22 protein-coding genes, 2 pseudogenes and 1 CRISPR repeat array are annotated in these 23,649 nt (G+C 70.0%); of the genes and pseudogenes, 11 read left to right on the top strand and 13 right to left on the bottom strand.

Annotated elements, in window-relative coordinates; all coding sequences use genetic code 11:
- Positions 1-478: 478 nt before the first annotated feature.
- Positions 479-2,494: direct repeats of the CRISPR family, unit length 18 nt; unit sequence CCCGCGTCGGCGGGGAGG.
- Between the two features lie 983 nt (positions 2,495-3,477).
- The 3 genes and pseudogenes from ACIGAQ_RS36930 to ACIGAQ_RS36920 form a co-directional block, all read left to right on the top strand.
- A pseudogene (locus ACIGAQ_RS36930) lies at positions 3,478-3,738 on the top strand (RHS repeat-associated core domain-containing protein); the annotation flags it as partial.
- Positions 3,739-3,993: 255 nt separating this feature from the next.
- Positions 3,994-4,614, top strand: coding sequence for a deaminase domain-containing protein (locus tag ACIGAQ_RS36925; protein ID WP_399791069.1), 621 nt, complete (start codon positions 3,994-3,996; stop codon positions 4,612-4,614).
- A gap of 58 nt (positions 4,615-4,672) precedes the next feature.
- A complete protein-coding gene (locus ACIGAQ_RS36920) occupies positions 4,673-4,996 on the top strand; it encodes an ankyrin repeat domain-containing protein (RefSeq protein WP_399790979.1) in 324 nt (107 codons plus the stop codon).
- 436 nt (positions 4,997-5,432) lie between these two features.
- Here the strand turns inward: ACIGAQ_RS36920 and ACIGAQ_RS36915 are convergent.
- A pseudogene (locus tag ACIGAQ_RS36915) lies at positions 5,433-5,642 on the bottom strand (IS1380 family transposase); the annotation flags it as partial.
- A 929-nt stretch (positions 5,643-6,571) separates the two neighbouring features.
- Between ACIGAQ_RS36915 and ACIGAQ_RS36910 the strand changes: the two are divergent.
- Together ACIGAQ_RS36910 and ACIGAQ_RS36905 are read left to right on the top strand one after the other, a co-directional pair.
- Complete coding sequence (locus tag ACIGAQ_RS36910) at positions 6,572-7,060, top strand: DUF4265 domain-containing protein (protein ID WP_399790976.1); 489 nt, start codon at positions 6,572-6,574, stop codon at positions 7,058-7,060.
- A gap of 147 nt (positions 7,061-7,207) precedes the next feature.
- A complete protein-coding gene (locus ACIGAQ_RS36905) occupies positions 7,208-7,354 on the top strand; it encodes a hypothetical protein (protein WP_399790973.1) in 147 nt (48 codons plus the stop codon).
- Positions 7,355-7,397: 43 nt separating this feature from the next.
- Here ACIGAQ_RS36905 and ACIGAQ_RS36900 read toward each other — a convergent pair whose 3' ends face one another.
- A complete protein-coding gene (locus tag ACIGAQ_RS36900; protein WP_394814359.1) occupies positions 7,398-7,772 on the bottom strand; it encodes a hypothetical protein in 375 nt (124 codons plus the stop codon).
- Positions 7,773-7,853: 81 nt separating this feature from the next.
- On the opposite strand from ACIGAQ_RS36900, the gene ACIGAQ_RS36895 reads away from it, so the two are divergent.
- Both ACIGAQ_RS36895 and ACIGAQ_RS36890 read left to right on the top strand, forming a co-directional pair.
- On the top strand, positions 7,854-8,621 hold the full coding sequence (locus ACIGAQ_RS36895; RefSeq protein WP_399790970.1) for a transposase: 768 nt from the start codon (positions 7,854-7,856) through the stop codon (positions 8,619-8,621).
- 188 nt (positions 8,622-8,809) lie between these two features.
- A complete protein-coding gene (locus ACIGAQ_RS36890; RefSeq protein WP_399791066.1) occupies positions 8,810-9,187 on the top strand; it encodes a toxin Doc in 378 nt (125 codons plus the stop codon).
- 127 nt (positions 9,188-9,314) lie between these two features.
- On the opposite strand, the gene ACIGAQ_RS36885 is transcribed toward ACIGAQ_RS36890, so the two are convergent.
- The 6 genes from ACIGAQ_RS36885 to ACIGAQ_RS36860 all read right to left on the bottom strand — a co-directional run bounded on the left by ACIGAQ_RS36885 (position 9,315) and on the right by ACIGAQ_RS36860 (position 16,137).
- On the bottom strand, positions 9,315-10,154 hold the full coding sequence (locus ACIGAQ_RS36885; protein WP_399790967.1) for a replication-relaxation family protein: 840 nt from the start codon (positions 10,152-10,154) through the stop codon (positions 9,315-9,317).
- Positions 10,155-10,652: 498 nt separating this feature from the next.
- Positions 10,653-11,354 (bottom strand): hypothetical protein, encoded by a 702-nt coding sequence (locus tag ACIGAQ_RS36880; RefSeq protein ID WP_399790964.1) that lies wholly within the window; start codon positions 11,352-11,354, stop codon positions 10,653-10,655.
- Positions 11,355-11,654: 300 nt separating this feature from the next.
- Positions 11,655-11,996 carry a hypothetical protein gene (locus ACIGAQ_RS36875; RefSeq protein ID WP_399790961.1) on the bottom strand — a complete coding sequence of 114 codons (342 nt, stop codon included), beginning with the start codon at positions 11,994-11,996 and terminating at the stop codon, positions 11,655-11,657.
- Between the two features lie 40 nt (positions 11,997-12,036).
- A complete protein-coding gene (locus ACIGAQ_RS36870; protein WP_399790959.1) occupies positions 12,037-13,050 on the bottom strand; it encodes a phosphoadenosine phosphosulfate reductase in 1,014 nt (337 codons plus the stop codon).
- Between the two features lie 445 nt (positions 13,051-13,495).
- Entirely contained in the window at positions 13,496-14,737 is a 1,242-nt protein-coding gene (locus tag ACIGAQ_RS36865; protein WP_399790956.1) for an MFS transporter, read from the bottom strand.
- The gene (locus ACIGAQ_RS36860) at positions 14,734-16,137 is read right to left on the bottom strand and encodes an NAD(P)-binding domain-containing protein (protein WP_399790953.1); all 1,404 of its coding nucleotides are present in this window, start codon (positions 16,135-16,137) and stop codon (positions 14,734-14,736) included. Before ACIGAQ_RS36860 ends, ACIGAQ_RS36865 begins: the two co-directional genes overlap by 4 nt.
- A gap of 110 nt (positions 16,138-16,247) precedes the next feature.
- Between ACIGAQ_RS36860 and ACIGAQ_RS36855 the strand changes: the two genes are divergently transcribed.
- From ACIGAQ_RS36855 to ACIGAQ_RS36845, 3 genes are read left to right on the top strand one after another with little or no spacing between them, the layout of a single operon-like run.
- Positions 16,248-17,309, top strand: a complete 1,062-nt coding sequence (locus ACIGAQ_RS36855) for a flavin-containing monooxygenase (protein WP_399791063.1) — start codon at positions 16,248-16,250, stop codon at positions 17,307-17,309.
- A 40-nt stretch (positions 17,310-17,349) separates the two neighbouring features.
- The gene (locus ACIGAQ_RS36850) at positions 17,350-17,721 is read left to right on the top strand and encodes a helix-turn-helix transcriptional regulator (protein WP_215170288.1); all 372 of its coding nucleotides are present in this window, start codon (positions 17,350-17,352) and stop codon (positions 17,719-17,721) included.
- A gap of 32 nt (positions 17,722-17,753) precedes the next feature.
- Positions 17,754-18,260, top strand: coding sequence for a GNAT family N-acetyltransferase (locus ACIGAQ_RS36845; RefSeq protein WP_399790950.1), 507 nt, complete (start codon positions 17,754-17,756; stop codon positions 18,258-18,260).
- Positions 18,261-18,265: 5 nt separating this feature from the next.
- On the opposite strand, the gene ACIGAQ_RS36840 is transcribed toward ACIGAQ_RS36845, so the two are convergent.
- Together ACIGAQ_RS36840 and ACIGAQ_RS36835 are read right to left on the bottom strand one after the other, a co-directional pair.
- A complete protein-coding gene (locus ACIGAQ_RS36840; protein ID WP_399790947.1) occupies positions 18,266-18,607 on the bottom strand; it encodes an STAS domain-containing protein in 342 nt (113 codons plus the stop codon).
- Positions 18,608-18,753: 146 nt separating this feature from the next.
- Positions 18,754-19,164 carry a MerR family transcriptional regulator gene (locus ACIGAQ_RS36835; RefSeq protein WP_399790944.1) on the bottom strand — a complete coding sequence of 137 codons (411 nt, stop codon included), beginning with the start codon at positions 19,162-19,164 and terminating at the stop codon, positions 18,754-18,756.
- A gap of 417 nt (positions 19,165-19,581) precedes the next feature.
- Between ACIGAQ_RS36835 and ACIGAQ_RS36830 the strand changes: the two genes are divergently transcribed.
- A complete protein-coding gene (locus ACIGAQ_RS36830) occupies positions 19,582-21,072 on the top strand; it encodes a SulP family inorganic anion transporter (protein ID WP_399790941.1) in 1,491 nt (496 codons plus the stop codon).
- A gap of 74 nt (positions 21,073-21,146) precedes the next feature.
- Here ACIGAQ_RS36830 and ACIGAQ_RS36825 read toward each other — a convergent pair whose 3' ends face one another.
- The 3 genes from ACIGAQ_RS36825 to ACIGAQ_RS36815 are packed head-to-tail and all read right to left on the bottom strand — an operon-like array spanning position 21,147 to position 23,631.
- On the bottom strand, positions 21,147-22,211 hold the full coding sequence (locus ACIGAQ_RS36825; protein WP_399790937.1) for an ArsO family NAD(P)H-dependent flavin-containing monooxygenase: 1,065 nt from the start codon (positions 22,209-22,211) through the stop codon (positions 21,147-21,149).
- On the bottom strand, positions 22,208-23,326 hold the full coding sequence (gene arsB, locus ACIGAQ_RS36820) for an ACR3 family arsenite efflux transporter (RefSeq protein ID WP_399790934.1): 1,119 nt from the start codon (positions 23,324-23,326) through the stop codon (positions 22,208-22,210). Before arsB ends, ACIGAQ_RS36825 begins: the two co-directional genes overlap by 4 nt.
- On the bottom strand, positions 23,323-23,631 hold the full coding sequence (locus ACIGAQ_RS36815; protein ID WP_399790931.1) for an ArsR/SmtB family transcription factor: 309 nt from the start codon (positions 23,629-23,631) through the stop codon (positions 23,323-23,325). Before ACIGAQ_RS36815 ends, arsB begins: the two co-directional genes overlap by 4 nt.
- Between the last annotated feature and the right edge of the window lie 18 nt (positions 23,632-23,649).

Raw genomic sequence — 23,649 nt, 5'->3', positions numbered from 1 at the left:
TCGGCGGGTAGGACCGCGGCACCCTGCAGGCCGACATCTCCAGCGGCGGAGCACCTCCGCATCGGCGGGGAAGACGAGGACCACAGCAACGGCCGCGGAGACTGCGACGGAGCCCCCCTCGTCGGCGAGGGGGGGGCTCGATGGACACGCCCCGGTGGTCCAGGGAGACCGGAGCACCCCCGCGTCGGCGGGAGGACACGATCATCGGCATGCGAGGGCCTCCCTACTTCAGAGCACCCCCGCGTCGGCGCGGATGACAACGTCACCGTGTAGCCGCCGGTGCTGCCCAGCGGAACACCCGCGAGGGCGGGCAGGACCCCTCGTTAGTGCGGCCGGCAGTCGCCTTGGGCGGAACACCCCCGCCTCGGCGGGGAGGACCACAACCGGGCGATTACGGCGATTGGGTGGGGCGGAACACCCCCGTGTCGGCGGGGAGGACTCGACGGCGACGGCCGCGACTGCCGCGTGCGCCGGAACACCCGCGTCGGCGGGGAGGACCTGCGCGAGGCCGTGCCGGGCAGGGTGTACATCGGCCCCCCCCGCGTCGGCGGGGAGGACACCAGCTTCCGCGACACCACCCCGGTCCCCGCCGGAACACTCCCGCGTCGGCGGGGAGGACGCGGCGCGCAGCACGTCGAGCGGGTGCGCACCCCGGAACATCCCCGCGTCGGCGGGGAGGACGCGCCGAGCATGCGCGCGGTGTCGTCGACGGCCGGAGCACCCCCGCGTCGGCGGGGAGGGTTGCGGTGTACGAGCGCCGGGGGACGCCCCGTACGGAACACCCCCGCGTAGGCGGGGAGGACTGCTGGGTCATGCCAGGCCGCAGCCGCTGCTGCGGAACACCCCCGCGTTGGCGCGGACTTGCGGTCCATCTCGGCCCGCATGGTGTGGATCGGAAGACCTCGCGTCGGCGGGGCGGACGAGACGTTCAGGCCGTGCGCGGTCTCGGCGATCGGAACACCCCCGCGTCGGCGCGGAGGACGGAGGTCTGGCGACGACGGTACTCCGGAGCACCCCCGCGCTGGTGGAAGGACGACCCGACCACCGTCACCATCCCCATCGCGACCGGAACACCCTCGCGTCGGCGGGAGGACAAACCCCGCACCCACGTGATCGTCGCAGACACCGAAACGCCCCCGCGTCGGCGGGGAAGACGGGTTGTTTCACCACAGCAGTTCCCACGGATCCGGAACACCCCCACGTCGGTGGGGAGGACACCGTGATGTCCAGTCCCCCATCGGGACGGAACGGAACATCCCCGCGTCGGCGGGGAGACCCGGCGCGGCGATGGCGTCGCGCAGCGATCCGGGCGGAACACCCTCGCGTCGGCGGGGAGGACGAGGTCGACCCGTACGACCCCGGCGACGCCTCCCGAACACCCCCGCGTCGGCGGGGAGGACGGCAAGCCGAGGATCGCCCGGGACAAGGACGGCGGAACACCCCCGCGTCGGCGGGGAGGACACGAACGCCCCTCGGATCGTCGCCTCGTTCTCCGGAACACCTCCGCGTCGGCGGGGAGGACGACCGGCGGCTGTTCCGGCATCGGCGGGACGACGGAACACCCCCGCGTCAGCGGGGAGGACGTGGGCGGCACTGAATGGACCCGGGTCGACGACGGAGCACCCCCGCATCGGCGGGGAGGACGACGGCGCGACCCTGCAGTGCACCTGCCGGGACGGATCACCCCCGCGTCGGCGGGGAGGAGGCCGCGAGCGCAGCGCCCGCAAGCCAGGTGCCCGGAGCACCCCGCGTTGGCGGGGAGGACCCTGACAGGTCGACGAGCCAGCGCCCGGGAACCGAAGCACCCCCGCGTTGGCGGGGAGGACGTGTCGAGGTGCGCGGCGACTTGCAGCATGAGCGGAGCACCCCGCGTCGGCGGGGAGGACACCGAGTATGAGACGGAGTTCCCCGGGGACGGCGGGACACCCCCGCGCCGGCGGGGAGGGCCGGGCCGTCGACTACCAGCAGGCCGTGCTGTACGGAACACCCCCGCGTCGGCGGGGAGGACTCCCTCGCCTCCAGCTCAAGAACCTGCTGCTCCGGAACACCCCCGCGTCGGCGGGGAGGACGCCTCACTCGGCCTCACCGAGACTCATGATCGCGGAACACTCCCGTGTCGGCAGGGAGGACGCCTGCCTCGGATTCGTCGCCATCGTCGTCCTCGGAACACCCCCGCGTTGGCGGGGAGGACCGCGTGAACTTGTCCACGGTCTCGTCCCGCGGCGGACCCCCCGCGTCGGCGGGGAGGACTCGGAGGCGGCCCGCGAGGCGGACCCCGTCGACGGAACACCCCCGCGTCGGCGGGGAGGACCGGCAGACCCTCATCGTCGCCAGCATCGGCGGCGGAACACCCCCGCGTCGGCGGGGAGGACTGGGGGCCTGCTCCTCAGTGCTCAACTCGGGTCGGAACACCACCGCGTCAGCGGGGAGGACTCGACCAACGGCACCCAGGCCGCCCTCATCGGCGGAACACCCCCGCGTCGGCGGAGAAGAAGCCACCGCGTTCGAACGCACCATCCCGCCAGTCGGATTACCCCCGCGTCATCTGCCCGTACGAGCCGATGGGGATCGCGTACAGAACCCCCCCCGCGTCGGCGGGGAGGACGAGATCGAGGCCCCGGCCGACGACGCCCCGGTGGGAACACCCCGCGTCGGCGGGGAGGACGCGGCGCCGGCAGCGACGCCGGCGACGACCGACGGAACACCCCCGCGTCGGCGGGGAGGACAGGACACTGTTCTGCGCCGCGGAGGTCTCGGCCGGAGCACCCCCGCGTCGGCGGGGAAAACTGTTCCTTGGCGAGGCGACGAGCCTCGTCCACCGGAGCACCCCCGCGTTGGCGGGGAGGACGCGGCGCGGATGCTCCTCACGTAGTCATCGCACGGAGCACCCCCGTGTCGGCGGGGAGGACTTCTCCGGGCTGATCACGAAGTTGTTCGGGACCGGAACACCCCCGCGCCGGCGAGGAGGACGTCGTTGAGGACCCGGTCCGGGCCTCGCTGTACGGAACACCCGCGTCGGCGGGGAGGACCGACTGAACGGTCCACGATCCGCGGCCCGCTGCGGAACACCCCCGCGTCGGCAGGGAGGACCACATGCAGTCCGCGGCCGGGACCCTGCACGGCGGAACACCCCCGCGTTGGCGGGGAGGACATCGCCGACACGTTCAACGAGTACAGCACCATCGGAGCACCCCCGCGTTGGCGGGGAGACGCACCGCCGCCGAAGTGACTGGCGTCAATGAACGGAACACCTCCGCGTTGGCAGGGAGGACGGGGCCGGCTTCACGGCGATGAGCCGGTTGGGTGGAGCACCCCCGCGTCGGCGGGGAGGACTCCACCACCGGGCCGTGAGTCAGCGATCCGAGCGGAACACCCCCGCGTCGGCGGGCAGGGCCGGGCTCGACATTAGCGACACCGACAGCCACGGAGCACCCTCGCGTCGGCGGGGCCGGTTCAGGTCCTTCAGACGTCACGATAGTGCGGAACACCGCCGCGTTGGCGGGAAGAACCGGCCCCTTCGGTGACACACGGGGCACGAAGGCAAACACCTGGCCCGATGACAAGGCCTTCTTGGGTAAGCCAGCCGACGCAGGAACCGGTCTGACCCACATCGGCGCCCGTGAGTACGACCCAGCAATCGGCCAATTCATCAGTGTCGACCCCCTGCTCGCGCTTGATCAACATCAGTCCCTCAACGGATTTTCCTATGTCAGCCAGCATCCGGCCACGAGCAGTGACCCGACTGGTCTGTGCGAGGACGTTGTAGGAAATGGGCATTGCCGGCCAGGCAAGGTTGGAAAGGATGCAGTAGACCCGGCCTATCCGACTGACCTCACACCGCGTCCCGGTGGCACCGGTGGAGGTACCGGTCGCAGCGGCGGAACGGCGAGTACCGACAGTTCCGGAAACACCAGTAGCGGGGGATCAAGCAACGCATGTTGGCCGGTCTACGCCTGTGGTGCCAAGAAGGGTCCGTCGGACACCATGAACAACATGGGCAACGCCGGAGGCCCCGATATCCCGTCCATGTTCGATTCATTCGTGAATTCCTTCACCCAGGGTCCACTCGCAGCCTTCCTTTCCGGAGACATGGACGAGGCTTGGAGTCGACTCAACCCCGATTGCCCTAATCCCGCAGTGTGTGAGCCGGCTACGGGTTCGTTCGACGTTGGCGGGTCATCGTTGCTCGCTCGGGCAGCCACGAAGGCAACCTCCAAAGAGCTTGCAGCACAAGTAGAGGTCTTGTTCGCAAAGCAAATTGCAGGTAAGCGCCGAGCTGCTCTGGCGGGGAGGCTGGAAATCGAAGGAAGCCCTTCCTTGCTCCTTCTGGCGACGAGTGGGAAGCATGAGCAGGTAGGGCTCGTTCCGGTCGTGGGCGGGAATGGAAATCCCGCTCGCTACACGGCCACATCCACCGGAAAAAACGGTCGGGTGAATGACACGGAGTACAAGATGCTCACCTACATCGCCAATCAGTTGGGTGCGCCATCTAAGGTCAAGGGGAGCCTCACGTTGCACTCTTCGCAACAGGCGTGCTCTTCTTGTACACCCGTGATCGGAGAATTCGCTAAGGAGTTTCCCAACATTCGGATCAATTACACGTCGGGTCGATAGCGAATTTTGAACCCCCCGGGCCCTGTGGGGCTTCGGGGGGTTCATGTATCATCAGAGGATGATTGAGTATGTGAGTAATCTATGGAGCCCGACCCACCAGGCTGTTGAAGATGGCGATGTGGTTGAGTTGGCTCGGCTGTTGGACTCTGGCGCGGACCCGAATGAAGTTTGCTGTGGTATGACGCTTTTGGCTCACGCTGTTGACTATGAGGCCGATGTTGCCATCCAGAGCGGTCAGGAGATGGGAGTGACGCTGATTGCCGTCCTCCTTGCATATGGGGCATCTCCGATAATTACCGGTGATCCTGGAAAGGGCCCCCTTGATCTAGCGAATGAATATCAGCACGTCCAAGCCGCGCGGCTGCTGCAGCGTTTCTTGTAGGTAGTTCGTTGCCCGGTGGGCAACGGTGCTGTCACCGAAGTGATGCTTGTGAATCTGAAGGATGTCCGTAACCTTCAGCCAGCCCTTGAGTTACGGATCGCTCCGTGCGCCTGGAGCTAAAGGGTGTTGCGCACGTGTATTGATCACGCAGACGGTGCTTGAAAGACTTCACTGAAGCGGTCGAAACCCAGCACGGCCGGACAGTTGATCTTGACGCAGGTGGCCCAGATCCTGTCGTGATCTACGTTGTGCAATAGCTTTCAACTTGTCGTTTAACCTCGGTCTTTCTTGACAGTCCGCCGACGAAGTCGGTGGACCGTTTCGTGCCGTGGACTGAACCTGCGCAGGCCGAAGACCCGAGCGTCGCCTTGGGATGGCGTCGGATTCCACTGCTCCGGGTGTCGAGGCGCTGTTGCAGGGATGGGGAATCCGCTGGTCAGCCAGGGTCGGGCAGGTGGGTGAGCCTGTCGAGGGCTGTGGTGATGTGGCCGCTCCAGGGCCAGTGCCGGGCCAGGCGGAGGATCCGCCTACGGCCGGTGGTCACGAGTTGTCCCGCCGTGGTGCGCAGGCGGCGGGGCTCCCAGCACCCGGCCTCGCCCGTCAGTGCGAGCATCGACAACCACGCCAGCGGGTCCAGTGCGATCTGTCGTGGTTCTGCTCGACGAACGGGGCGCCAGCCTGCACGGTGAGGTTCAGGGCGACTTCCTCCGTACCTCTACGGCCAGCTCGGACCCGCCTGTTCGGACTGATGAGCACCCACCGGACGGCTGGCGCATGACCGCCACCGACATGGCGCGCCGAAGCCGTGACGGCGAGGCGGTCGTCAAGAGCGGACTGAAGCTGCGTCCGGGGATCCGGTTGCTGCTGGAGATCGAAAGCGAGCCGCCCGGAGTTGCTGCTGACGGGCACGGGTCTGACCGATCAGGGCCGGGTGATCACCGTGATGCTGGGGGAGGGCTGGAGCGCCGAGCAACTGCGACACGTCATCACCGGCCGGCCCCTGCCCACACCGGTGCGGACCTCGGTCGGTGCGATCATCGCGGCCTGGCTGCGTGCCGCCCAGGCCTACCCACCGCCCGCGGGCGCGGCCGGCCACCACATCACCTCTCAGCCGTCCGAGCCGGGCCCCCGGACAGCATGCGCAGAGCGGTCCTCGGGCGCGGCCGCGGCCCGTACGGTGACAGAGGCCCTGGCCTACCGGGCGCTGGTGGAATGCGCCGGCTGCGGAGTGCCCGTGACGGCGCCCGGCGAGGACCTCTGCCTGGCCTGCCTGGCCTGCCTGGCTGGCCGCGCTGCCGCGCCTGCCCTGGCCCCGCGCCCCGGTGCGCCCGCCTCGGCGGCGACGGCTGCTGCACCTGCCCCCGGCCCCATGTCCCGGCGTGCCACCCCGACGGCGACGGCCGTTGTACCACCTGCGCCACGGCGTCAGCCGGCAGCGCGGTCTTGATGCGTGCGAGCGCTGCAAGGCGAGGCTGAGCTTGCCAGTTGTCCTCTGACGTCGGCGTGGCAGCTCCGGCTGATGGCCCGGGCCGGGCCCGGCCCGGTGGGGGGGGGTGGGGGGGGGCCGGTCGGCGCATGATGACCGTCATGGAGAGCACGGTCGAGAAGATTAAGGTCTGGTTCCGGTTCGTCCCTCGTGAGGGGTGGTTCCCGCAGGACACTGAGGGGCTGTGGGCGACGAGGCTCGGTGATGACACGGCCTGTGTGCAAAACGCGCCTTTCTTGCAGGACGGGGTGGCCGAGGGCGATGTGGTGCGGTTTCGGACCGACTCCGACGGGCTCCACTGGGCCGTCGGGCGGGTCAGTCCCTCTGGCAACTGCACGATCCGTGTGGTGCCCGTACCCACCGGCCCCCTGGGGCGCAGTCCACACGCGGTGCATCAGCGCCTGTCGGCATTCAACCTCGCAGGCGAGGTCTTCAGTGAGGACTTCCCCTTGGTGGCCTTCACCGCCCCGGCCGGCGCGGACTTCGTCGGGATCAAGGCCCTTCTGCAGCAAGGCCAGGAGGAAGGCTGGGGGCACTACGAGGTCGGTTGCGGCACCGACGAGTGGTGGAACGCCTGAGATCGTCCCGACCTCCGACGAACATCCAGCCGAAACAGTTCACTCACCTGGGCATTCGCCGGACAGAAGGACGCCTCCCGGCATGAGCACGCGTCCCGCTCCGCGAAGGGTATTCGTGAAGGTAGTCGCGGGTGCATACTCGGGGATATGGCAGACACGACGGTGAAGATCGACACGGAGACCAGGGACCGGCTGGCTGCCATCGCGGCGGCCCGGGGCACGAGCGTGAGGGCGCTCCTGGCGGACCTCGCGGTCCAGGAGGAGAACCAGCTGCGTCTAAAGGCTGTCCCGTAACCACGGCCCATCCCTGCGGGCGGGGCACTCCGCGCTCCCGGGGCTACCCGAAGATGAGCTCGACGTCCTTGTCCACGCAGAACCGCAGGACGTTGATCAACTCTCTGACGTCTTCGATGCGCCGTCGGATGACAGGGTCGCTGTCGTCAGACTGTCGCTGGTCGAGAATCGCTTCCAGCCGGGGCAGCATGGCCGCGCATTGAGCTGGCGTCAGGTCGGGGCCGTCGTCGTCTGGATGGTTGAGCAGTGGCGCCAGCGTGGTGGAGACACTGCGCCACTGGCGCTCTCCGCCGAAGCCGTTCATTTCGGTGAGGGTGAACCCCTCGGCCTGAGCCAACCACTTCCTGAACATGCTGAAGCCGGTGTATGACCAGGAGACGTCCGGACTCGCCACGTCGTCGTCGCCCGGGAAGAGCATCAGTCCCACCTTGTCCCCCTTGGCTGTTCGTAGTCCAGGATCGCCGTGAGGAAGAGTGCCGGCAACTGAAATGATCTCCGGATGGCCGGTGTGATCACGGCGTCGGAGCCGTCCTGGATAGCCCCGTTCACCGGGCTGAGCCCACGCTGTTTCGGCAAGCTGGTGACGGCTGTGCGCCGCGAAACCGCGGCCAAGGAGCATCGCGGGCGCCCCTGGAGGCTGCCGCTGGAGGACCGCATCCTCTTGGTCGTCGCGTACTGGCGCACGAACTTGACGATGCGCCAGCTCGCCCCGCTGTTCGGCATCTCGAAGTCGGCGGCCGACCGGATCATCGACCACCTCGGGCCCCAGCTCGCGCTCCAGCCACGCAAGAGGTTCGCGAAGGACACCGTGCTCATCGTGGACGGCACCCTGGTCCCCACCCGGGACCGCACGATCGCCGAGCAGTCGAAGAACTACCGCTACTCCACAGCCCACCAGGTCGTCATCGACGCCGACACCCGGCTGGTCGTCGTGGTCGGCCGTCCTCTGCCCGGAAACCGGCACGACTCCCGCGGCTGGGAGGAATCCGGTGCCAAGGACGCCGTCGGCAAGACCGTGACCATCGCCGACGGCGGCTACCAGGGCACCGGCCTTGTCATCCCGCACCGCAGGGCCAGGAGCGAGGACCTACCCGCCTGGAAGGAAGAACACAACCGCTCCCACAAACGCGTCCGGGCCCGCGTCGAGCACACTTTCGCCCGCATGAAGAGCTGGAAGATCCTGCGCGACTGCCGCCTCAAGGGCGACGGCATCCACTACGCCATGCTCGGCATCGCTCGCCTGCACAACCTCAACCTCGCTGGATGACAGGTGAGTGCATGCAGCGGTCGACCACGTCAAAAACCGACCTCAAGATCAGTTACGGGACAACCTTTAGCCGATGCCACCGCGGCGTTCCGCGAGGTGGTCGCCCGGCCCGGCATCGCCGAGGCCTTCGACCGTGACTTCGGAGGCTTGGCTGAGGGCGTCGACAGCGCACACCGGGCGGCTTGATCTTGGATCTGCACATCGACATCCGCTGGCTCCTGGACCGGCAGGAGGAACTGCTCGGCAAACAGCTCACCGTGCGCGACTACTCAGGGCTCGTGGCCGCCGTCGCCCGCCACCGCGTGAACACCCCGAGCATCGAGGTCGGCGCGCCGGACGCCTTCTGGCGCGCGGCCGCTCTGCTGGAGCAGCTCGTCCTACTGCGGCCGCTGCCGGCGCGCAACGAGTTCCTCGCCTACGGCGTCGCCATCGCTTACATCCGGGCCTCCGGAGAAACCGTCGACGACTCCTACACCCCGTGGCGCGACCTGATCACCGACATCCGCGCCCTGCGCCTGACCGTCTACGACATCGCCGACCGGTTGCGGTCGCTGACCACGCCGTAGCACGGCTTCTCCGGAGCACCCGCAGGTGGGATTAGCGGCTGACGCGGCGAACACCTCGGCGCCTCGGGCACTGCCCGGGGCGCCGAGGAGGCCCTGCTGCACTGGCTGCGCCAGCGCAGCGACATCGTCACAGGTCCGTCCAGGGGCGGGGTGCGCCGCCGGCCAGTGGCGTCCACGCTGTCGCGGCGGGGCCGTGTTGTTCGAGGTCTTCGAGCACGGCCGCCCCGAGTGGCACCTGGCGGGCGAGGGCGGCGACCAGGGGGTGCTGGGCGGCCATCGCCTGCAGGTCGTTGATCCTGCCCTCCAGCCTGGTCCGCGAGGCGCCGGTCAGAACGAACAGCACGCGGGGGAAGATTGGGTACCAGCGCATCCAGCCGGGCTCGGAGGCGGCGTTCCTGCGCCGGCCGACCGGCTGGGCCTCGTACTGATGCAGCCGTGCGTAGTCGATCAGCTTCACCGCCAGGCGTTCACCGCTCATGGTGGCGCGGTCCACCTCCACGAACGCGCGCAGCTTACGCCGCTGCTCGCCCTCGACGGCCGTGTAGTACAGGACGGCGTCGGCCACCACCCGCTCACCTTCACCGATGGAGTGCGACACCTCCGGTGTCCAGTCCCAGGGGCCGTGCTCGTGCCCGAGCCGGCGGGCATCGGCCGCGAACGCCAGATGGGCGCGCACCACGGTCAGGGTGTGCGCGGTCTTCAGCGAAGCCGCGGTCGTAGAGGTGATGGGGTAAGGCGGCCGGCCTCGCAGGACGGGCAGGTCCCGGGTCAGGCGCGCCCCGTCGGGGGTGAGGTACCAGGCGCGGGTACGGGAGCGGTCCGAGCCCGGCAGGACCGTGTAGTCGACGAGGTTGTCGGAGCGCAGCCTGTTCAGAGCGCGGGAGATCAGCTGCCGTGTGCCGTCCGGGCGCAGCATCCGGCGCAGTTGGCCGGTGGTGGCGATGCGGTGCTGGGCGAGAGCCGTCATGAGCTGGTGGCTCAAGGCCTCGACGGGGCTGGGAGACGGAGGGGAATCGGGTGTTGCTGCAGGGGAGCGGGACATGAGGCTTCCTTCTCGGCACGCGCCATGTGGACCCAACCAAACGCGGGCCGTTCAACCGACGGCATCAGGTACCGATCAGAAAACCCAGGCACCACGACCAGACCACCGACCACCAAGGCCCGACCAGGGTCACGACTGAGAGACATCCTGCTGCTCGGCACCTTGGGCGGTATCGGGCGCGTATGGAGCATCGCGAGGATCGCATCGCAGGAGCTGCGCCCTCGATCACAGGGTGATTCTGAAGGCTTTGAAACGTGGACGATGGCCGGTCCGCAGCAGCATGGGCTGCTGCGGGGCGTAGTGGCGAGCTACGCCATGCCGGCCATCGCCTGCGGTAACCGGCTCGCACGGGGATCAACAACCCTTAGCCGGAGACCGCGTCTGTGAGGGGCAGTGGAGCGAGGTGCTCACCTGCCCGTTGTGCTACCTGAGCCCACGCTGGGCAGCTTGCTCGAGGATGCGCCGGCGCGTCCACCGGCGATATCCGCCCTTCTCGCTATAGGCGTCCACGGTGTTCAACAGCGGGAGGTTGCCCTGGGCGAGACTGCTGCTGAACGTGTTGATGCTCTTGAACCCGAGCAGTACGGCGGCCTGAGACGCCCCCAGCAGTTCGTCCGGATCGCCGTCGACGGGCACATTCGGAGACGGTAGTGCGGAGCGCTTGGCCTCGCTGCGCTTGCCGCGGCCGGGCCTGGTCTTCATCCAGTCCAGTAGCGTTTGTACGCGCCACAGTTGCCGGCGATAGGGCCGCTCGGGTGTTCCAAGTTCCTCGACCACGTCGGGTTCGGGGAAGTAGCCGGGGTGCTCACGGATGTAGGTGGTGACCTGCTTCGAGCTCTTGTAGCCCAGGAACCGTGATGCCTGGGCGGCGTTGAGCAACTCGTTCGGGTCGCGGGTGGGCGGCTTATGATCCTGGAAGCGAGACAGCTTGCGCTGGGCGAACCATCTGTCCACCTCATCCTTGTTCCACAGCCGGGCCCGGCCGCGGCCGCGTTGCCCAACAGCCTCGGGAAAGCCGTTGCTCTCCCGTTCGGCGTACAGACGGCTGACGCTCTGCGCGCTCAGTCCATGTTCCGTACGGATTCCTGCAGCGTCGATGAGGTGTGTCTCGGACTGTGCAGCCATGACTGAACACCTCGTCGCGTAGCGAGGAGCCGGCCCACCCGGCTCACGTCGCCCATAATGACGTGAGTGGCGCGCTGAAGTCCAGCCGATCGACAGATTTCAGGTCGGCCCCGGGTCCTCTCGCTGCCCGGAGGCGGCGTCTGTCATCCACCTCGGCGCGCCAGGATTTTCCGCTGCCCACAATCCCTGCCCTACATGGCGTAAGCGGACCCGGCGCGCGAGGTCCGCCCATGGCACACGGCAAAAGGGGGACAGGGGTACGGCCCCGCTTGACCCGGGGGCTGAGGCCGCCACGAGAGGTCACACCTCGGGGAGGAGGCCGATCCCTCGGTGGGCGGCGTCTTCCACCATGGCGGAGTAGGCGAGTGCCGCGGGGGTCATGTCCCATTCGGCCAGGGCGAGGAGGAGCACCATCTCTTCCCGGTCCCGTGAGGCGTCGTAGGGGACGTTGGCTGCTTCGGCTGCGGATGCGAGGTCGGCGGTGGACAGCCCCTGCAGGCGGGTCGCGGTCGCCTGGTGGGTCTCCTGCAGGCCTTGGTGGTAGAGCACGTTGCCTTCGCGCAGCAGGTTCAGGAGGTCCTCGCCGTCAGCGGCCGGTGCGGCTGCGGACAGTTCCAACAGGCGTTGGGTGCTGGTCGTCATCATGGTCAGTATGCCTCTCTGGAGGAACGGGGAGGGACAGTCAGGGAGCGGTGGTGCCCGCGGTGCAGCCGTCGCAGGTGGGGCCGGAGGGCGGGTGGGCGGCCAAGTCGACGGCCTTGCGGGGCGGCTTCTGCAGCGCGCGGCGTACTTGCTGCTCCAGCAGGTCCATGTCGGGGCCGTCGTCGGGCAGGACGATGCCGGGGTCGGGGGCGGTGGGCTGGCGGCTGGCTGTGATGAGGTCGGTGATGCGCCAGTCGGGGCGGAAGCTGTCGCCGCGGGCGGATTCGACCTCGGCATACAGCGCGGCGAGCCGGGGCCGGCGGGCGATGGCGAGCAGCAGGTCCCGCTTGGAGGCGAACACGCACAGCGAGCACGAACACCGACTGGTCCCCCGCCAGTCGTCCGCGCCCGGGTAGGAGTCATAAGTCCAGTGGTGGGGCACGGGCGCGTCCTGATGCCATTCGAGGACGGCGGCGGTGGGCCAGTCCTTGACCGGCAGCCACTCGTCGACGATACGGGCGCTGTTGGTGAGGACGTTGCGGTAGGCGGGATGGTCGGCGCGGTCGCGGCTCTCGTCGGCGCGCAGGCCCATGACCTTGAGGATGCGTACGGGTCGGCCGAGCTCGCGGCGCAGGCGCCGCACCAGGGGTGTCCAGGCGCTGGAGATGATCGACTCCTTGGCGTACTTGCGGCAGTAGGGGCTGCCCATGCGGGGGAAGCGGCCGTAGGCGGCGATCTCGGTGAGTAAGAACGCGGGCCGTGCGACTTCCACATGGCGTTCGGGCGGGATCCCGCAGGCAGCGCTCTGGGCGGCGGCGAGCTCGGACATCGACGGGTAGCGCGTGCCGTCGATGTGCACGGCCGGCCACTCCAGCGGCCCGAGCGTGGCGTGGTAGGTGATCACCCGGTCGGTGACCCCGGCCGCCGCGGCGTCCTGCGTGAAGGACCACAGCATGACGCTGCTGTCCTTGCCACCGGACAGCTGCGGTGCGAGCAGGTCGTAGGCGGCCAGGTCCGGGGTGGGGGCAGGGCAGACGGTGGGCAAGGCGGGCATGACTGCTCCAGGGAAGGGTCCGGGGGAGGGAGTGGGTGGCCGTCACCGGGCGGCCGGTTCGGGGTCGGGACGGCGCGGGTAGGCCGGTCGCGCATCGAACCCGATCTTGATGCGGGCGCGTTGTCGCCGGTTGCGGCCGAGCGGGAAGACGTACCTGTGACAGCCGCGGTGGCGAACGGCACGGGTGCCGACCGCCTCCAGGGCCTCTCGCAGCCACACCGCCGGATCGCACCCGGCCCGCGGCACGGCAGCGCCCAACGCGATCAGCCGGGACTCGACGTACTGGTGACCTTGCTCCTGGCGGCGGACCTTCTGCGCGGCCCGGTCGGAAGCGCGCGAGTTCGCGGATTCCTGGAGGCCCCAACCGCTGAACCTGCGCGTCGTCGCCGGGTTGGAGCCGGGGACGAAGGCGGGTTCGTCTGTGCCTGCAGGGATGTGGCGGCGGTTAGACCCGTGGGGATCGGCGGCATGTGACACCGGTTGCTGTCCACGGTGCGATGAGGGCGGCGGCCAGGGAGATGGTAGCCAGGAGGAAGAAGAGGGGCTCGTAACCGCCGAGGGGCACGGCCAGGGCGGCGCCGGCGAACGGCGCGAGGGCTGCCGCTGTGGTGGCCGGTGCTGCGAGGAGTCCGGAGAGGCGGCCGTAGTGGGTGGTGCCCCAGCGGTCGATGATGGCGGTGGCCTGGAGGAGGGTGAGGTTGCCGCGGACCATGCCGGCCACGATCGACACGGCGATGAGCAGGGCGTAAGGGCCGGCCGCGGCGGCGAAGGCGACGGTGGTCAGCGCGCCGAGCGCGATCAGGATTGTGGTGCGGGCGGTGGCGGTGGTGCGGCGGGCTAGGGCTGCGTACAGGGTGCGGCCGAGTGTCTGTCCAGCGCCGCCGATGCCGAGGGCCCAGGCGGCCTGGCTGGTGGTGTACCCGCGTTCCAGGAGGAGCGGGATGAGCGCGACGACGACGGCGTACATCGCGAAGCCCGACAGGGTGAAGGCGGCGGCGAGCATGAGGAACGGCCGGCTGCGCCCAACGCCAGCCGCGCCCACAGCAGCGTGTGCAGGAGCGGTTGGGGCGTCGGGCCAGGGTGCGCGCAGGGCCAGGGCGTGAGCGGGGATGGTAATGACGGCGAGGATGCCGGCGAGTACGAGGTAGGTGTGGCGCCAGGACAGGTGGTCGGCGAGGGTCGCGGTCAGGGGTGCGAAGACGGTGGAGGCCAGCCCGCCGGCGAGGGTGACGATGGTCAGGGCGCGCACGTGGTCGGGGGTCCACCAGCGGGTGAGGGCGGCGAACGCGGGCTGGTAGAAGGTGGCCGCCATCGCGAGTCCGGCGAGCGTCCAACCGGCGACGAAGAGCGGGAGGTTCCGGGCCGTAGCCACGATCAGCAGGCTGATGACGCCGAGCACAGACCCTGCGGTCATGACGGCGCGCGGGCCGCGCCGGTCGAGGATGCGCCCGACGCGGATTCCGGCGAGGGCGGAGATGACGAGAGCGAGGGAGAACGCCGCGGTGGTCGCCCCGGTAGGCCAGCCGGTCGCGGCGGTGATCTGGGGGTTGAGGACGGGGAAGGCGTAGTAGACGATGCCCCAGCTCACGATCTGCGTAGCGCAGAGGGCGGGCAGGGCGGCGCTGGGGCGCGACCGGTCCCCTGTTCCGGTCGCGCCCCCGCGCGCAGGGGTGCTCAGGTTGGTCACGAGCCGCAGCAGCCGCCCGCCGGTGCCTCCTCGGCGGCCGCGCCGACCGCGGCGGGGGCGCCGAGCTGGACGAGCTGCGGCGCCGGGGCGCAGCAGCCGCCGCCGTCGCCCTGAGCGGCGTCGGGGGCGTCGAACAGGCCCGCACCACCGCACACCCCTGTCTCGGGGAGAGTGAGTTCGACGCGGTCGGCGGACTCGAGATCACCGGCGATCGCGGCGGCGACGGAGCGGACCTGCTCGTAGCCGGTCATCGCCAGGAACGTCGGGGCGCGGCCGTAGGACTTCATGCCGACCAGGTAGACGCCCTGCTCGGGGTGGGAGAGCTCGCGGTGGCCGTGCGGGTAGACGGTGCCGCACGAGTGCTGGTTGGGGTCGATCAGCGGAGCCAACTCGACTGGGGCCTGGAGGCGTTCGTCGAGGCCGAGGCGCAGCTCGGAGAGGAAGGACAGGTCGGGGCGGAAGCCGGTCAGCACGATGACCTCGTCGACCGGGTCCAGGCGGCGTCCGTCCTCGCCGACCAGGAGCAGCCGGTTGTCGGCGTCGCGCTCGATGGCCTCGGTGCGGAAGCCGGTGACCGCGTCTGCGTGGCCGGCGTCGACGGCGGCCTTGGCGGCCAGGCCCAGGGCGCCGCGCGCCGGGAGCTGGTCGGCTTCGCCGCCGCCGAAGGTGGAGCCGGAGATGCCTCGGCGCAGGATCCACACGCCCTTGGTGCCCGTGCCGTCGTTGGACTTGGCGAGGTCGGCGAGGTAGGCGAGTGCGGTGAACGCGGAGGCGCCGGAGCCGATCACGGCGGTGCGCTTGCCCGCGTACCGGGCGCGGACGGCGGGGTTCTTCAGGTCCGGGACGCGGTAGGTGATCCGGTCCGCGGCGGCCTTTTCGCCGAGCGCGGGCAGTCCGCTGCCGCCGGCCGGGCTGGGCGTGGTCCAGGTGCCGGAGGCGTCGATGACCGCGCGGGCGAAGAGGCGCTGCTCACGGCCGTCGGCGTAGGCGACGTGCACGACGAACGGCTGGGCCTCGCGGTCGGCATCCACGATCCTGTCCCGGCCGGCCCGAGAGACGCCGGTGACCGTGGCGCCGGTGCGGACACGGTCGCCGAGGACGTCGGCGAGCGGCTGCAGGTACTGCTCGGCCCAGTCGCCGCCGGAGGGGTAGGTGGCCGGATCCGGCCGCGTCCAGCCGGTGGGAGCGAGGAGCTTCTCGGCCGCCGGGTCGACGACCTCACCCCAAGTGGAGAACAGCCGCACGTGCGACCACTCGCGCACCGCGGCACCGGCCCTCTGGCCGGCTTCCAGGACCAGGGGTTCGATGCCCTGGTTGATGAGGTGGGCGGCGGCGGCCAGACCGGCGGGGCCGGCCCCGATCACGACGACGGGCAGCTCGGTGGTGGCGGGCGCGTTCACGGCGACTCCTTGCGTGTTTCGACATCTGTCGATGGCTTGCGCGGCCCAGCATGACACCTGTATTGATGAGCGTCAACATAGACATCTATCGAACTCAGGGGGATTCGCTGATGGAGCACATCGACGTCGCCGTCATCGGCGGCGGCCAGTCCGGACTCGCCACCGCCCACGCACTGCTGCGGCGCGGGCTGCGACCGGTGGTGCTGGAGGCATCAGACCGTGCGGCCGGTTCGTGGCCGCACTACTACGACAGCCTCACGCTGTTCTCACCCGCCCGGTACAGCTCCCTGCCCGGGATGCCGTTCCCCGGCGCCGACCGCGACCGCTACCCCCACCGCGACGAGGTCGTCGCCTACCTCACCGCCTACGCCGACCGCCTGGACGCTGACATCCGCACCGGCAGCCGCGTCACCGCGGTCCGCCGCACCGGCGACGGCTTCGCGGTGGAATTGGAAGACGGCGGGATGCTGTCCGCGCGGGCCATCGTGGCGGCCTCCGGGACATTCGGGCACCCGCACCGGCCCACACTGCCGGGTCTGGAGGAGTTCACCGGGCAGGTGCTGCACGCCGCCGACTACCGCAGTCCGGCCCCCTTCTCCGGCCGCCGGGTGGTCGTGGTCGGGGCCGGCAACTCCGCAGTGCAGATCGCCGCCGAGCTCGCCGAGACGGCACGGGTCACGCTCGCCACCCGCGGGCCGGTGAAGTTCGCAGCCCAGCGCGTCCTCGGCCGCGACCTGCACTTCTGGACGTCCCGTACGGGCCTGGACGCCGCGCCCCTCGGCCGGTTCCTTGCGCACCCGCCGGCGCAGCCGGTCCTCGACGACGGCCGCTACCGCGCCGCCCTGGCCGCCGACAGGCCCGACCGGCGGCCACTGTTCACCGGCGCCGACGGGTCCAAGCTCGTCTGGCCGGACGGATGCCTGGAGGAGGTCGACACGGTCGTGCTCGCCACCGGCTACCGCCCCGACCTGCCCTACCTCACCGGCCTCGACGGCGCTCTCGACGCCACCGGGAACCCCCGCCACCGCGAGGGCCTCGCCACCGGGGCACCGGGCCTGGCGCTCGTCGGGCTGGAATGGCAGCGCAGCCTGTCGTCGAACTCCCTGCGCGGCGTGGGCCGGGACGCGGAACGGATCGCCCGACGCCTGGCCGCCCACGTCGGGCGCCGGTGACGGACTCCCGCGTTAGTTCGACATGTGTCAACATAGACGCATGTCGAATGCCAAGGTGCTGCCGCTGCTCGAAGCCGACGGTCAGGTTGTGGTGCCGTGCTGCCCGCCGCTGACCGAACGGCCGATGACCGCTGAGGAGGCCGAGACGGCGGCGCGGATGTTCAAGGCGCTTGGTGACCCGGTCCGGCTGCGGCTGTTCTCCGCCGTGGCCTCGCACGAGGGCGGGGAGGCGTGCGTGTGCGACATCTCCGACGTCGGCGTCTCCCAGCCCACCGTCTCCCACCACCTGAAGAAGCTGAAAGAGGCCGGGCTGCTCACCTCCGAGCGGCGCGGCACCTGGGTCTACTACCGGGTCGAGCCGTCCGTGCTTGCCGCGATGGGCAAGCTGCTGACCCTGCCGGCCGCGGCCTGACGATCGAACGGAATCGGACAGAGGGGGAAGCGGTGAGCGGGGCGCTGAGCGCGGTGGTGGTGCCGCTGGCGGCGGAGCATGCCGAGCAGGTGCTGGCGATCTACCAGGCGGGCATTGACGAGGGCAACGCGACCTTCGAGACCAGCCCACCATCATGGGAGGCGTTCGATGCGGCGAAGCTGCCGGAGCACCGCTTCGCCGCGCTCGACGCGGACGGGTCGGTGCTGGGCTGGGTCCCGGCGAGCAGGGTGTCGGACCGGTGCGCGTACGCGGGGGTGGTTGAGCACTCCGTCTACGTCCGCCCCGACGCCCGTGGCCGCGGCATCGCCTCCGCCCTGCTCAAGGCGCTGATCGACTCCACCGAGCAGGCCGGGATCTGGACCATCCAATCCGGGATCTTCCCCGAGAACACCGCCAGCCTCGCCGTCCACCGGCGTGCCGGCTTTCGTGTCATCGGCACCCGGGAGCGGATCGGGCGCCACCGCGGCGTCTGGCGCGACGTCGTCCTCGTCGAGCGCCGCAGTCCCGCCGTCATCTGACGTCCTCACTCCTCGATCACGGCGACCGCATCGAGCCCGGCGTGGCGCAGCGTCCGCTGGACGGCGCGCCGGGCCCCGTGGATTGTGAGTGTCGCGGGCTTTGGCCGCAGCGTGGCCGCCCGCAGCAGCGCGTAGGCGCACGCCAGGTTAAAGCGGGTGACCCCGCTCATGTCCACGAACCACTCGGTGGCCTCCCGCAGCGGCGGGGCATCAAGGCGTTGTTCCAGCTCCCGCAGCGACTCGGTCCCGATCTGACCGGCCAGGACCAGCTCGGCCGGGCGGTTGTCGGGCGCGGAGACCGCCATAACCGGCCCGGCCGGCGGCGTGGACGGGGGGTCGGCTGCCACGGTGACCTTCCTCCAGGGGCCCGGTGCGTCTACTTTGTTCCTCCATGGTCACCCCAGGCCCCGTGCCTGGGAGGGGTCCTCGGGAGTCGCAGCCACAGCACCTGATGCGCTGCCGCAGAGGCAGAGCACGCCGGAGCCGGGAGCGGTCAGGGGCGCACCGGCTCGCGCTCGGGCAGCCGTGCCCGCAGGGTGGCGGCGAAGTCCTCGGCGCGGGCGAGCTGCACGCGCAGCTTCTCCACCTGCTCCGCCGCGCTCTGTTCGTATTCGCGCACGCGCTGAAGGAGTACCTCGCGCTCATCCGGGCTGAGTTCGTCACCGGCGTCGAGGCGGTCGGTGGCGTCCAGCAGGTCGCGCATCTGATCCAGCGTGAAACCGAGCGGCTTCATCCGCCGGATGACCATGAGACGGGCGACGTCGGTCTCGGTGTAGAGCCGGAACCCGCCCTGGGAGCGGGCGGAAGGGACGACGAGACCGGTCTCCTCGTAGTGCCGGATGGTGCGCAGGGACAACTCCGTTCGCGCGGCGACCTCGCCGATCTGCATGTGCTTGCCGTCCACGCCCGTGTTCCTGGCCCTTCCCGTCATGGCGGGCCGCGTCCCGTGCGACCCCACCTACCTCTACTCTAACGTTAGGGTAGAGTTGATGAAGGTGAGGGCGGCACGGCTGCCCCGCTGCTGCCGTTTCCGGGGCCGATGGCGCCCCCGGCGAAGATCCGATTCTTGCAGGAGAGACGCGTGCGCAAGCCCATGACGCCGACCGCCGCCGCCTGCCCGCCGTGACCCTTCGCCCTCGGACGTGACCCGCCCGGCCGGACACCATCCCGGCCCCCGGCTCGCGTCCTCCACGACTTCCCGGCCCGCCTCGGGCCGCCCGCGGGAAACCGGCCGGTCTCCCGCGCTCCTTCCCGCACGCCCGGCCTGCCAGTGGGGTGTGCCCGAGCACGACAGGTACGCATTTCCTTGTCTTCTGCTGCTGTGACTCCCGCCGCGCGGCTGCGCGGCCTCAAGCCCGACTGGCTGAACAACCCCAAGGTCTGGCGCACCGAGGTCCTGGCCGGCCTGGTCGTCGCCCTGGCGCTGATCCCCGAGGCGATCTCCTTCTCGATCATCGCCGGGGTCGACCCGGCGGTCGGTCTGTTCGCCTCCTTCACCATGGCCGTGGTCATCTCGATCGTCGGCGGCCGCCGCGCGATGATCTCCGCAGCCACCGGTGCCATCGCTCTGGTCATCGCCCCGCTCAACCGCGAGCACGGCCTGGGCTACCTGATCGCCGCCGTCATCCTCGCCGGCGTCTTCCAGGTCGCCCTCGGCGCGCTCGGGGTGGCGAAGCTGATGCGGTTTATCCCGCGCAGCGTGATGGTCGGCTTCGTCAACGCCCTCGCGATCCTGATCTTCATGGCCCAGGTCCCCGAGATGCGCGACGTGCCCTGGGCCGTCTACCCGCTGATCATCGGCGGGCTGGCGCTGATGGTGTTCTTCCCGAAGGTCACCACCGTCATCCCGGCGCCGCTGGTCTCCATCGTGATCCTCACCGTGATCACCGTCGGCGCGGCCATCGCGGTGCCGACCGTCGGGGACAAGGGCGCGCTGCCGTCGTCGCTGCCGGTGCCCGGCCTGCCCGACGTGCCGTTCACGATGGACACGCTGACGACGATCGCCCCGTACGCGTTCGCGATGGCGCTGGTCGGCCTGATGGAGTCGCTGATGACCGCGAAGCTGGTCGACGACATCACCGACAGCCACTCCAACAAGACCCGCGAGTCCATCGGCCAGGGCGTCGCCAACATCGTCACCGGCTTCTTCGGCGGGATGGGTGGCTGCGCCATGATCGGCCAGACGATGATCAACGTGAAGGTCTCCGGCGCCCGCACCCGCGTCTCGACCTTCCTCGCCGGGGCTTTCCTTATGGTGCTGTGCATCGTCTTCGGGCCGGTCGTCTCCGACATCCCGATGGCTGCCCTGGTCGCCGTCATGATCATGGTGTCGTTCGCGACGTTCGACTGGCACTCCATCGCCCCCAAGACCCTGAAGCGGATGCCCGCCGGGGAGATCGCCGTCATGGTGATTACCGTCGCGTGCGTGGTTGCCACGCACAACCTTGCCGTCGGCGTCGTCGTCGGCTCCATCACCGCGATGGTGATCTTCGCCAAGCGCGTCGCGCACCTCGCCGAGGTCACCGCCGTGGTCGACCCCGACGGCAAGACGGTCGTCTACCGGGTCACCGGAGAGCTGTTCTTCGCCTCCTCCAACGACCTCGTCGGCCAGTTCGACTACGCCGGCGACCCGAAGAGGGTCGCGATCGACCTCTCCGCAGCGCACGTCTGGGACGCCTCCTCCGTCGCGGCCCTGGACGCGATCGAGACGAAGTACGCCCAGCGCGGCAAGACGGTGGAGATCACCGGACTGAACGACCCCAGCGCCCAGCTGCACGGCAAGCTCAGCGGCGAACTCGCGGCCAGCCACTGACGCAACCGAGAACCGTGTCGGGTCGGTGCCCACCCTGGGATGGGCACCGACCCGACGGTCGTTTCGAGCAGCGGCTAGCTGCGCAGAAGGTGTGCGATTGCCCCGGTAGCGTCCCGGGCCGGGCGGCCGACGCCGATCAAGGTGGCCGACGCCGGGCCGGTCCAGTCGCCGTAGCCGAGCAGGTGCAGCCGCGGCTCGCCAAGAGCACGAGTGCCGTCGGTGGGGATGTGGCCGCGCGGGCCGCGCAGGTTCAGCGGTGCCAGGTGGGACAGGGCCGGGCGGAAGCCGGTACACCAGATGACCGCGTCCACAGCGGTGTGGCTGTCGTCGGCCCACCAGGCGCCGTCGGCGGTGAGCCGGGAAAACATTGGCTTCGCGTGCAGGAGGCTGGCGTCACGGGCGGCCCGAACCGGGGGTACGGCGACGATGTCGCCGAGCGAGGCCACCCCGCCGGTGTCGCTGCGGCCGGCATCGAGGGCGCGGCGGCGGGCGGTGGCGACGTCGAACAGCGCGCGGCCGTCGATATCGTCCGGCAGAAACCGCGGCGGGCGCTGCGTCACCCACGTCACCTCGACGTGGCCGTCCAGGGCGAGGTCGGCGGCGATCTGGGCGCCGGAGTTCCCGCCACCGACTACGAGGACGCGCTGTCCGGCGAAGTCGGTCGGGCAGCGGTAGTCCACGGTATGGAGCTGGCGGCCGGTGAAGGCGGATCGGCCGGGTACGGCGGGGATGAAGGGCCGCGACCAGGTGCCGGTCGCGCTGATGACGCCGCGGGCCCGCCAGGTGCCGGTGTCCGCCTCGACCAGAAGCCTCTCGCCGTCGCGGCGTACGGCGCGCACGCGGGTGCCGTGCTGGACGGGCAGGTCGTAACGTTTCTCGTAGTCGGCGAGGTAGTCCACCACGTGCCCGGCGCCCGGGTACGTCTCGCCCGTCTGGGCGGGCATGAGCCGCCCGGGCAGCGAGGAGTGCTCGGCAGGGGAGAACAGGTGCAGCGAGTCCCACATGTGCTGCCAGGACCCGCCCGGCGCCGAATCAGCGTCCAGGATCACGAAGTCGAGGCCGCGCCGGCGCAGGTGGTAGCCGGCGGCGAGCCCTGCCTGGCCGCCGCCGACCACCACCACATCCGCGTGCTGCGTCACGGGGCCGTCGTCACCGCGCTGGCGGCGAACTTTTTTCGCCAGGCGAGCGCGACGTAGACCAGGCCGATCAGGACCGGGACTTCGATGAGCGGGCCGACGACGCCGGACAGCGCCTGGCCGGAGGTGACGCCGAAGGTGGCGATGGCGACCGCGATGGCCAGCTCGAAGTTGTTGCCCGCCGCGGTGAAGGCGAGGGTCGTGGTGCGGTCGTAGGCGAGTCCCAGACCCTTGCCGAGGAGGAAGGTGCCGAAGAACATGACCGCGAAGTACACCAGCAGCGGCAGCGCGATCCGGGCGACGTCCAGCGGCTGGGAGGTGATGGTCTTCCCCTGGAGGGCGAAGAGAATGACGATCGTGAACAGCAGGCCGTACAGCGCCCACGGGCCGATCTTCGGCAGGAACTTCGCCTCGTAGTCGGCGCGGCCCAGCTTCTGCTCGCCGAGGCGGCGGGTGAGGAAGCCGGCCAGCAGCGGGATGCCGAGGAAGATGATGACGTTCAGCGCGATGTGCCAGACGGATACGTCCAGGCCCTGGCCGTCGCCGAGGTTCATCCAGCGGGGCAGCAGGTCGAGGTAGAACCACCCCAGCAGACCGAACGCCAGGACCTGGAACACCGAGTTCAGCGCGACCAGGACGGCGGCGGCCTCGCGGTCGCCGCAGGCGAGGTCGTTCCAGATGATGACCATGGCGATGCAGCGGGCCAGGCCGACGATGATCAGGCCGGTGCGGTACTCGGGCAGGTCCGGCAGGAAGATCCACGCCAGGGCGAACATCACCGCCGGTCCCAGGACCCAGTTGATGACCAGCGAAGAGATCAGCAGCTTGCGGTCGCTGGTCACGCGGTCGAGCCGGTCGTAGCGGACCTTCGCCAGGACCGGGTACATCATCACGAGCAGGCCGAGCGCGATCGGCAGGGAGATGCCGCCGATCTCGATCTTCGCGAGCGCGTCGTTCATGCCCGGGATCAGCCGGCCCAGGCCCAGACCGACGGCCATGGCGATCAGGATCCACACCGCGAGGTAGCGGTCGAGGGTGGAGAGCTTCTTGACGATCGAGTCGTCCCCGGCCGGGCCGGCGCCCTGGGCGCCGGTGGTGGTGGGCTCGGTGGAGGTCACGGGCAGGCCCTCTTGTTCTCGGCGGCGGCACGGGCGGAGGCGGCAAGCTCGGCGAACTGCTCCGAGAGGCCGGCCAGGACCTCGGGCTTGAGCTTGTAGTAGGTGAAGCGGCCGCACGGCTCGGTCTCCACCAGCCCCGCCTCGCGCAGCACCTTCAGATGGTTGGACAGGTTGGTCTGCTTGGCTCCGGTCTCCTCGACCAGGTGCGTCGTGCAGAGCGTCTCGCGCGCGAGCAGGGTCACGATCTGAAGGCGGAGCGGATCGCCCAGCACCCGGATCACGTCAGGATCGACTGAAGTCAGCATGCACTGATACTCTCACAT

The sequence above is a fragment of the Streptomyces sp. NPDC085932 genome, assembly GCF_044540525.1.
Lineage (GTDB): Bacteria > Actinomycetota > Actinomycetes > Streptomycetales > Streptomycetaceae > Streptomyces > Streptomyces levis.
Note: the sequence above shows the minus strand (reverse complement) of the source record. Positions and strands in the feature narration are given on the sequence as shown.

Bases quoted from the DNA above. Each gene is read 5' to 3' on its own strand.
- ACIGAQ_RS36925 (WP_399791069.1), top strand. From the start codon at position 3,994: ATGGGCAACGCCGGAGGCCCCGATATCCCGTCCATGTTCGATTCATTC.
- ACIGAQ_RS36875 (WP_399790961.1), bottom strand. From the start codon at position 11,996: ATGACGACCAGCACCCAACGCCTGTTGGAACTGTCCGCAGCCGCACCG.
- ACIGAQ_RS36900 (WP_394814359.1), bottom strand. From the start codon at position 7,772: ATGCTCTTCCCGGGCGACGACGACGTGGCGAGTCCGGACGTCTCCTGG.
- ACIGAQ_RS36880 (WP_399790964.1), bottom strand. From the start codon at position 11,354: ATGGCTGCACAGTCCGAGACACACCTCATCGACGCTGCAGGAATCCGT.
- ACIGAQ_RS36885 (WP_399790967.1), bottom strand. From the start codon at position 10,154: ATGACGGCTCTCGCCCAGCACCGCATCGCCACCACCGGCCAACTGCGC.
- ACIGAQ_RS36895 (WP_399790970.1), top strand. From the start codon at position 7,854: ATGGCCGGTGTGATCACGGCGTCGGAGCCGTCCTGGATAGCCCCGTTC.
- ACIGAQ_RS36855 (WP_399791063.1), top strand. From the start codon at position 16,248: ATGGAGCACATCGACGTCGCCGTCATCGGCGGCGGCCAGTCCGGACTC.
- ACIGAQ_RS36920 (WP_399790979.1), top strand. From the start codon at position 4,673: ATGATTGAGTATGTGAGTAATCTATGGAGCCCGACCCACCAGGCTGTT.
- ACIGAQ_RS36850 (WP_215170288.1), top strand. From the start codon at position 17,350: ATGTCGAATGCCAAGGTGCTGCCGCTGCTCGAAGCCGACGGTCAGGTT.
- ACIGAQ_RS36905 (WP_399790973.1), top strand. From the start codon at position 7,208: ATGGCAGACACGACGGTGAAGATCGACACGGAGACCAGGGACCGGCTG.
- ACIGAQ_RS36815 (WP_399790931.1), bottom strand. From the start codon at position 23,631: ATGCTGACTTCAGTCGATCCTGACGTGATCCGGGTGCTGGGCGATCCG.
- ACIGAQ_RS36870 (WP_399790959.1), bottom strand. From the start codon at position 13,050: ATGCCCGCCTTGCCCACCGTCTGCCCTGCCCCCACCCCGGACCTGGCC.
- ACIGAQ_RS36910 (WP_399790976.1), top strand. From the start codon at position 6,572: ATGATGACCGTCATGGAGAGCACGGTCGAGAAGATTAAGGTCTGGTTC.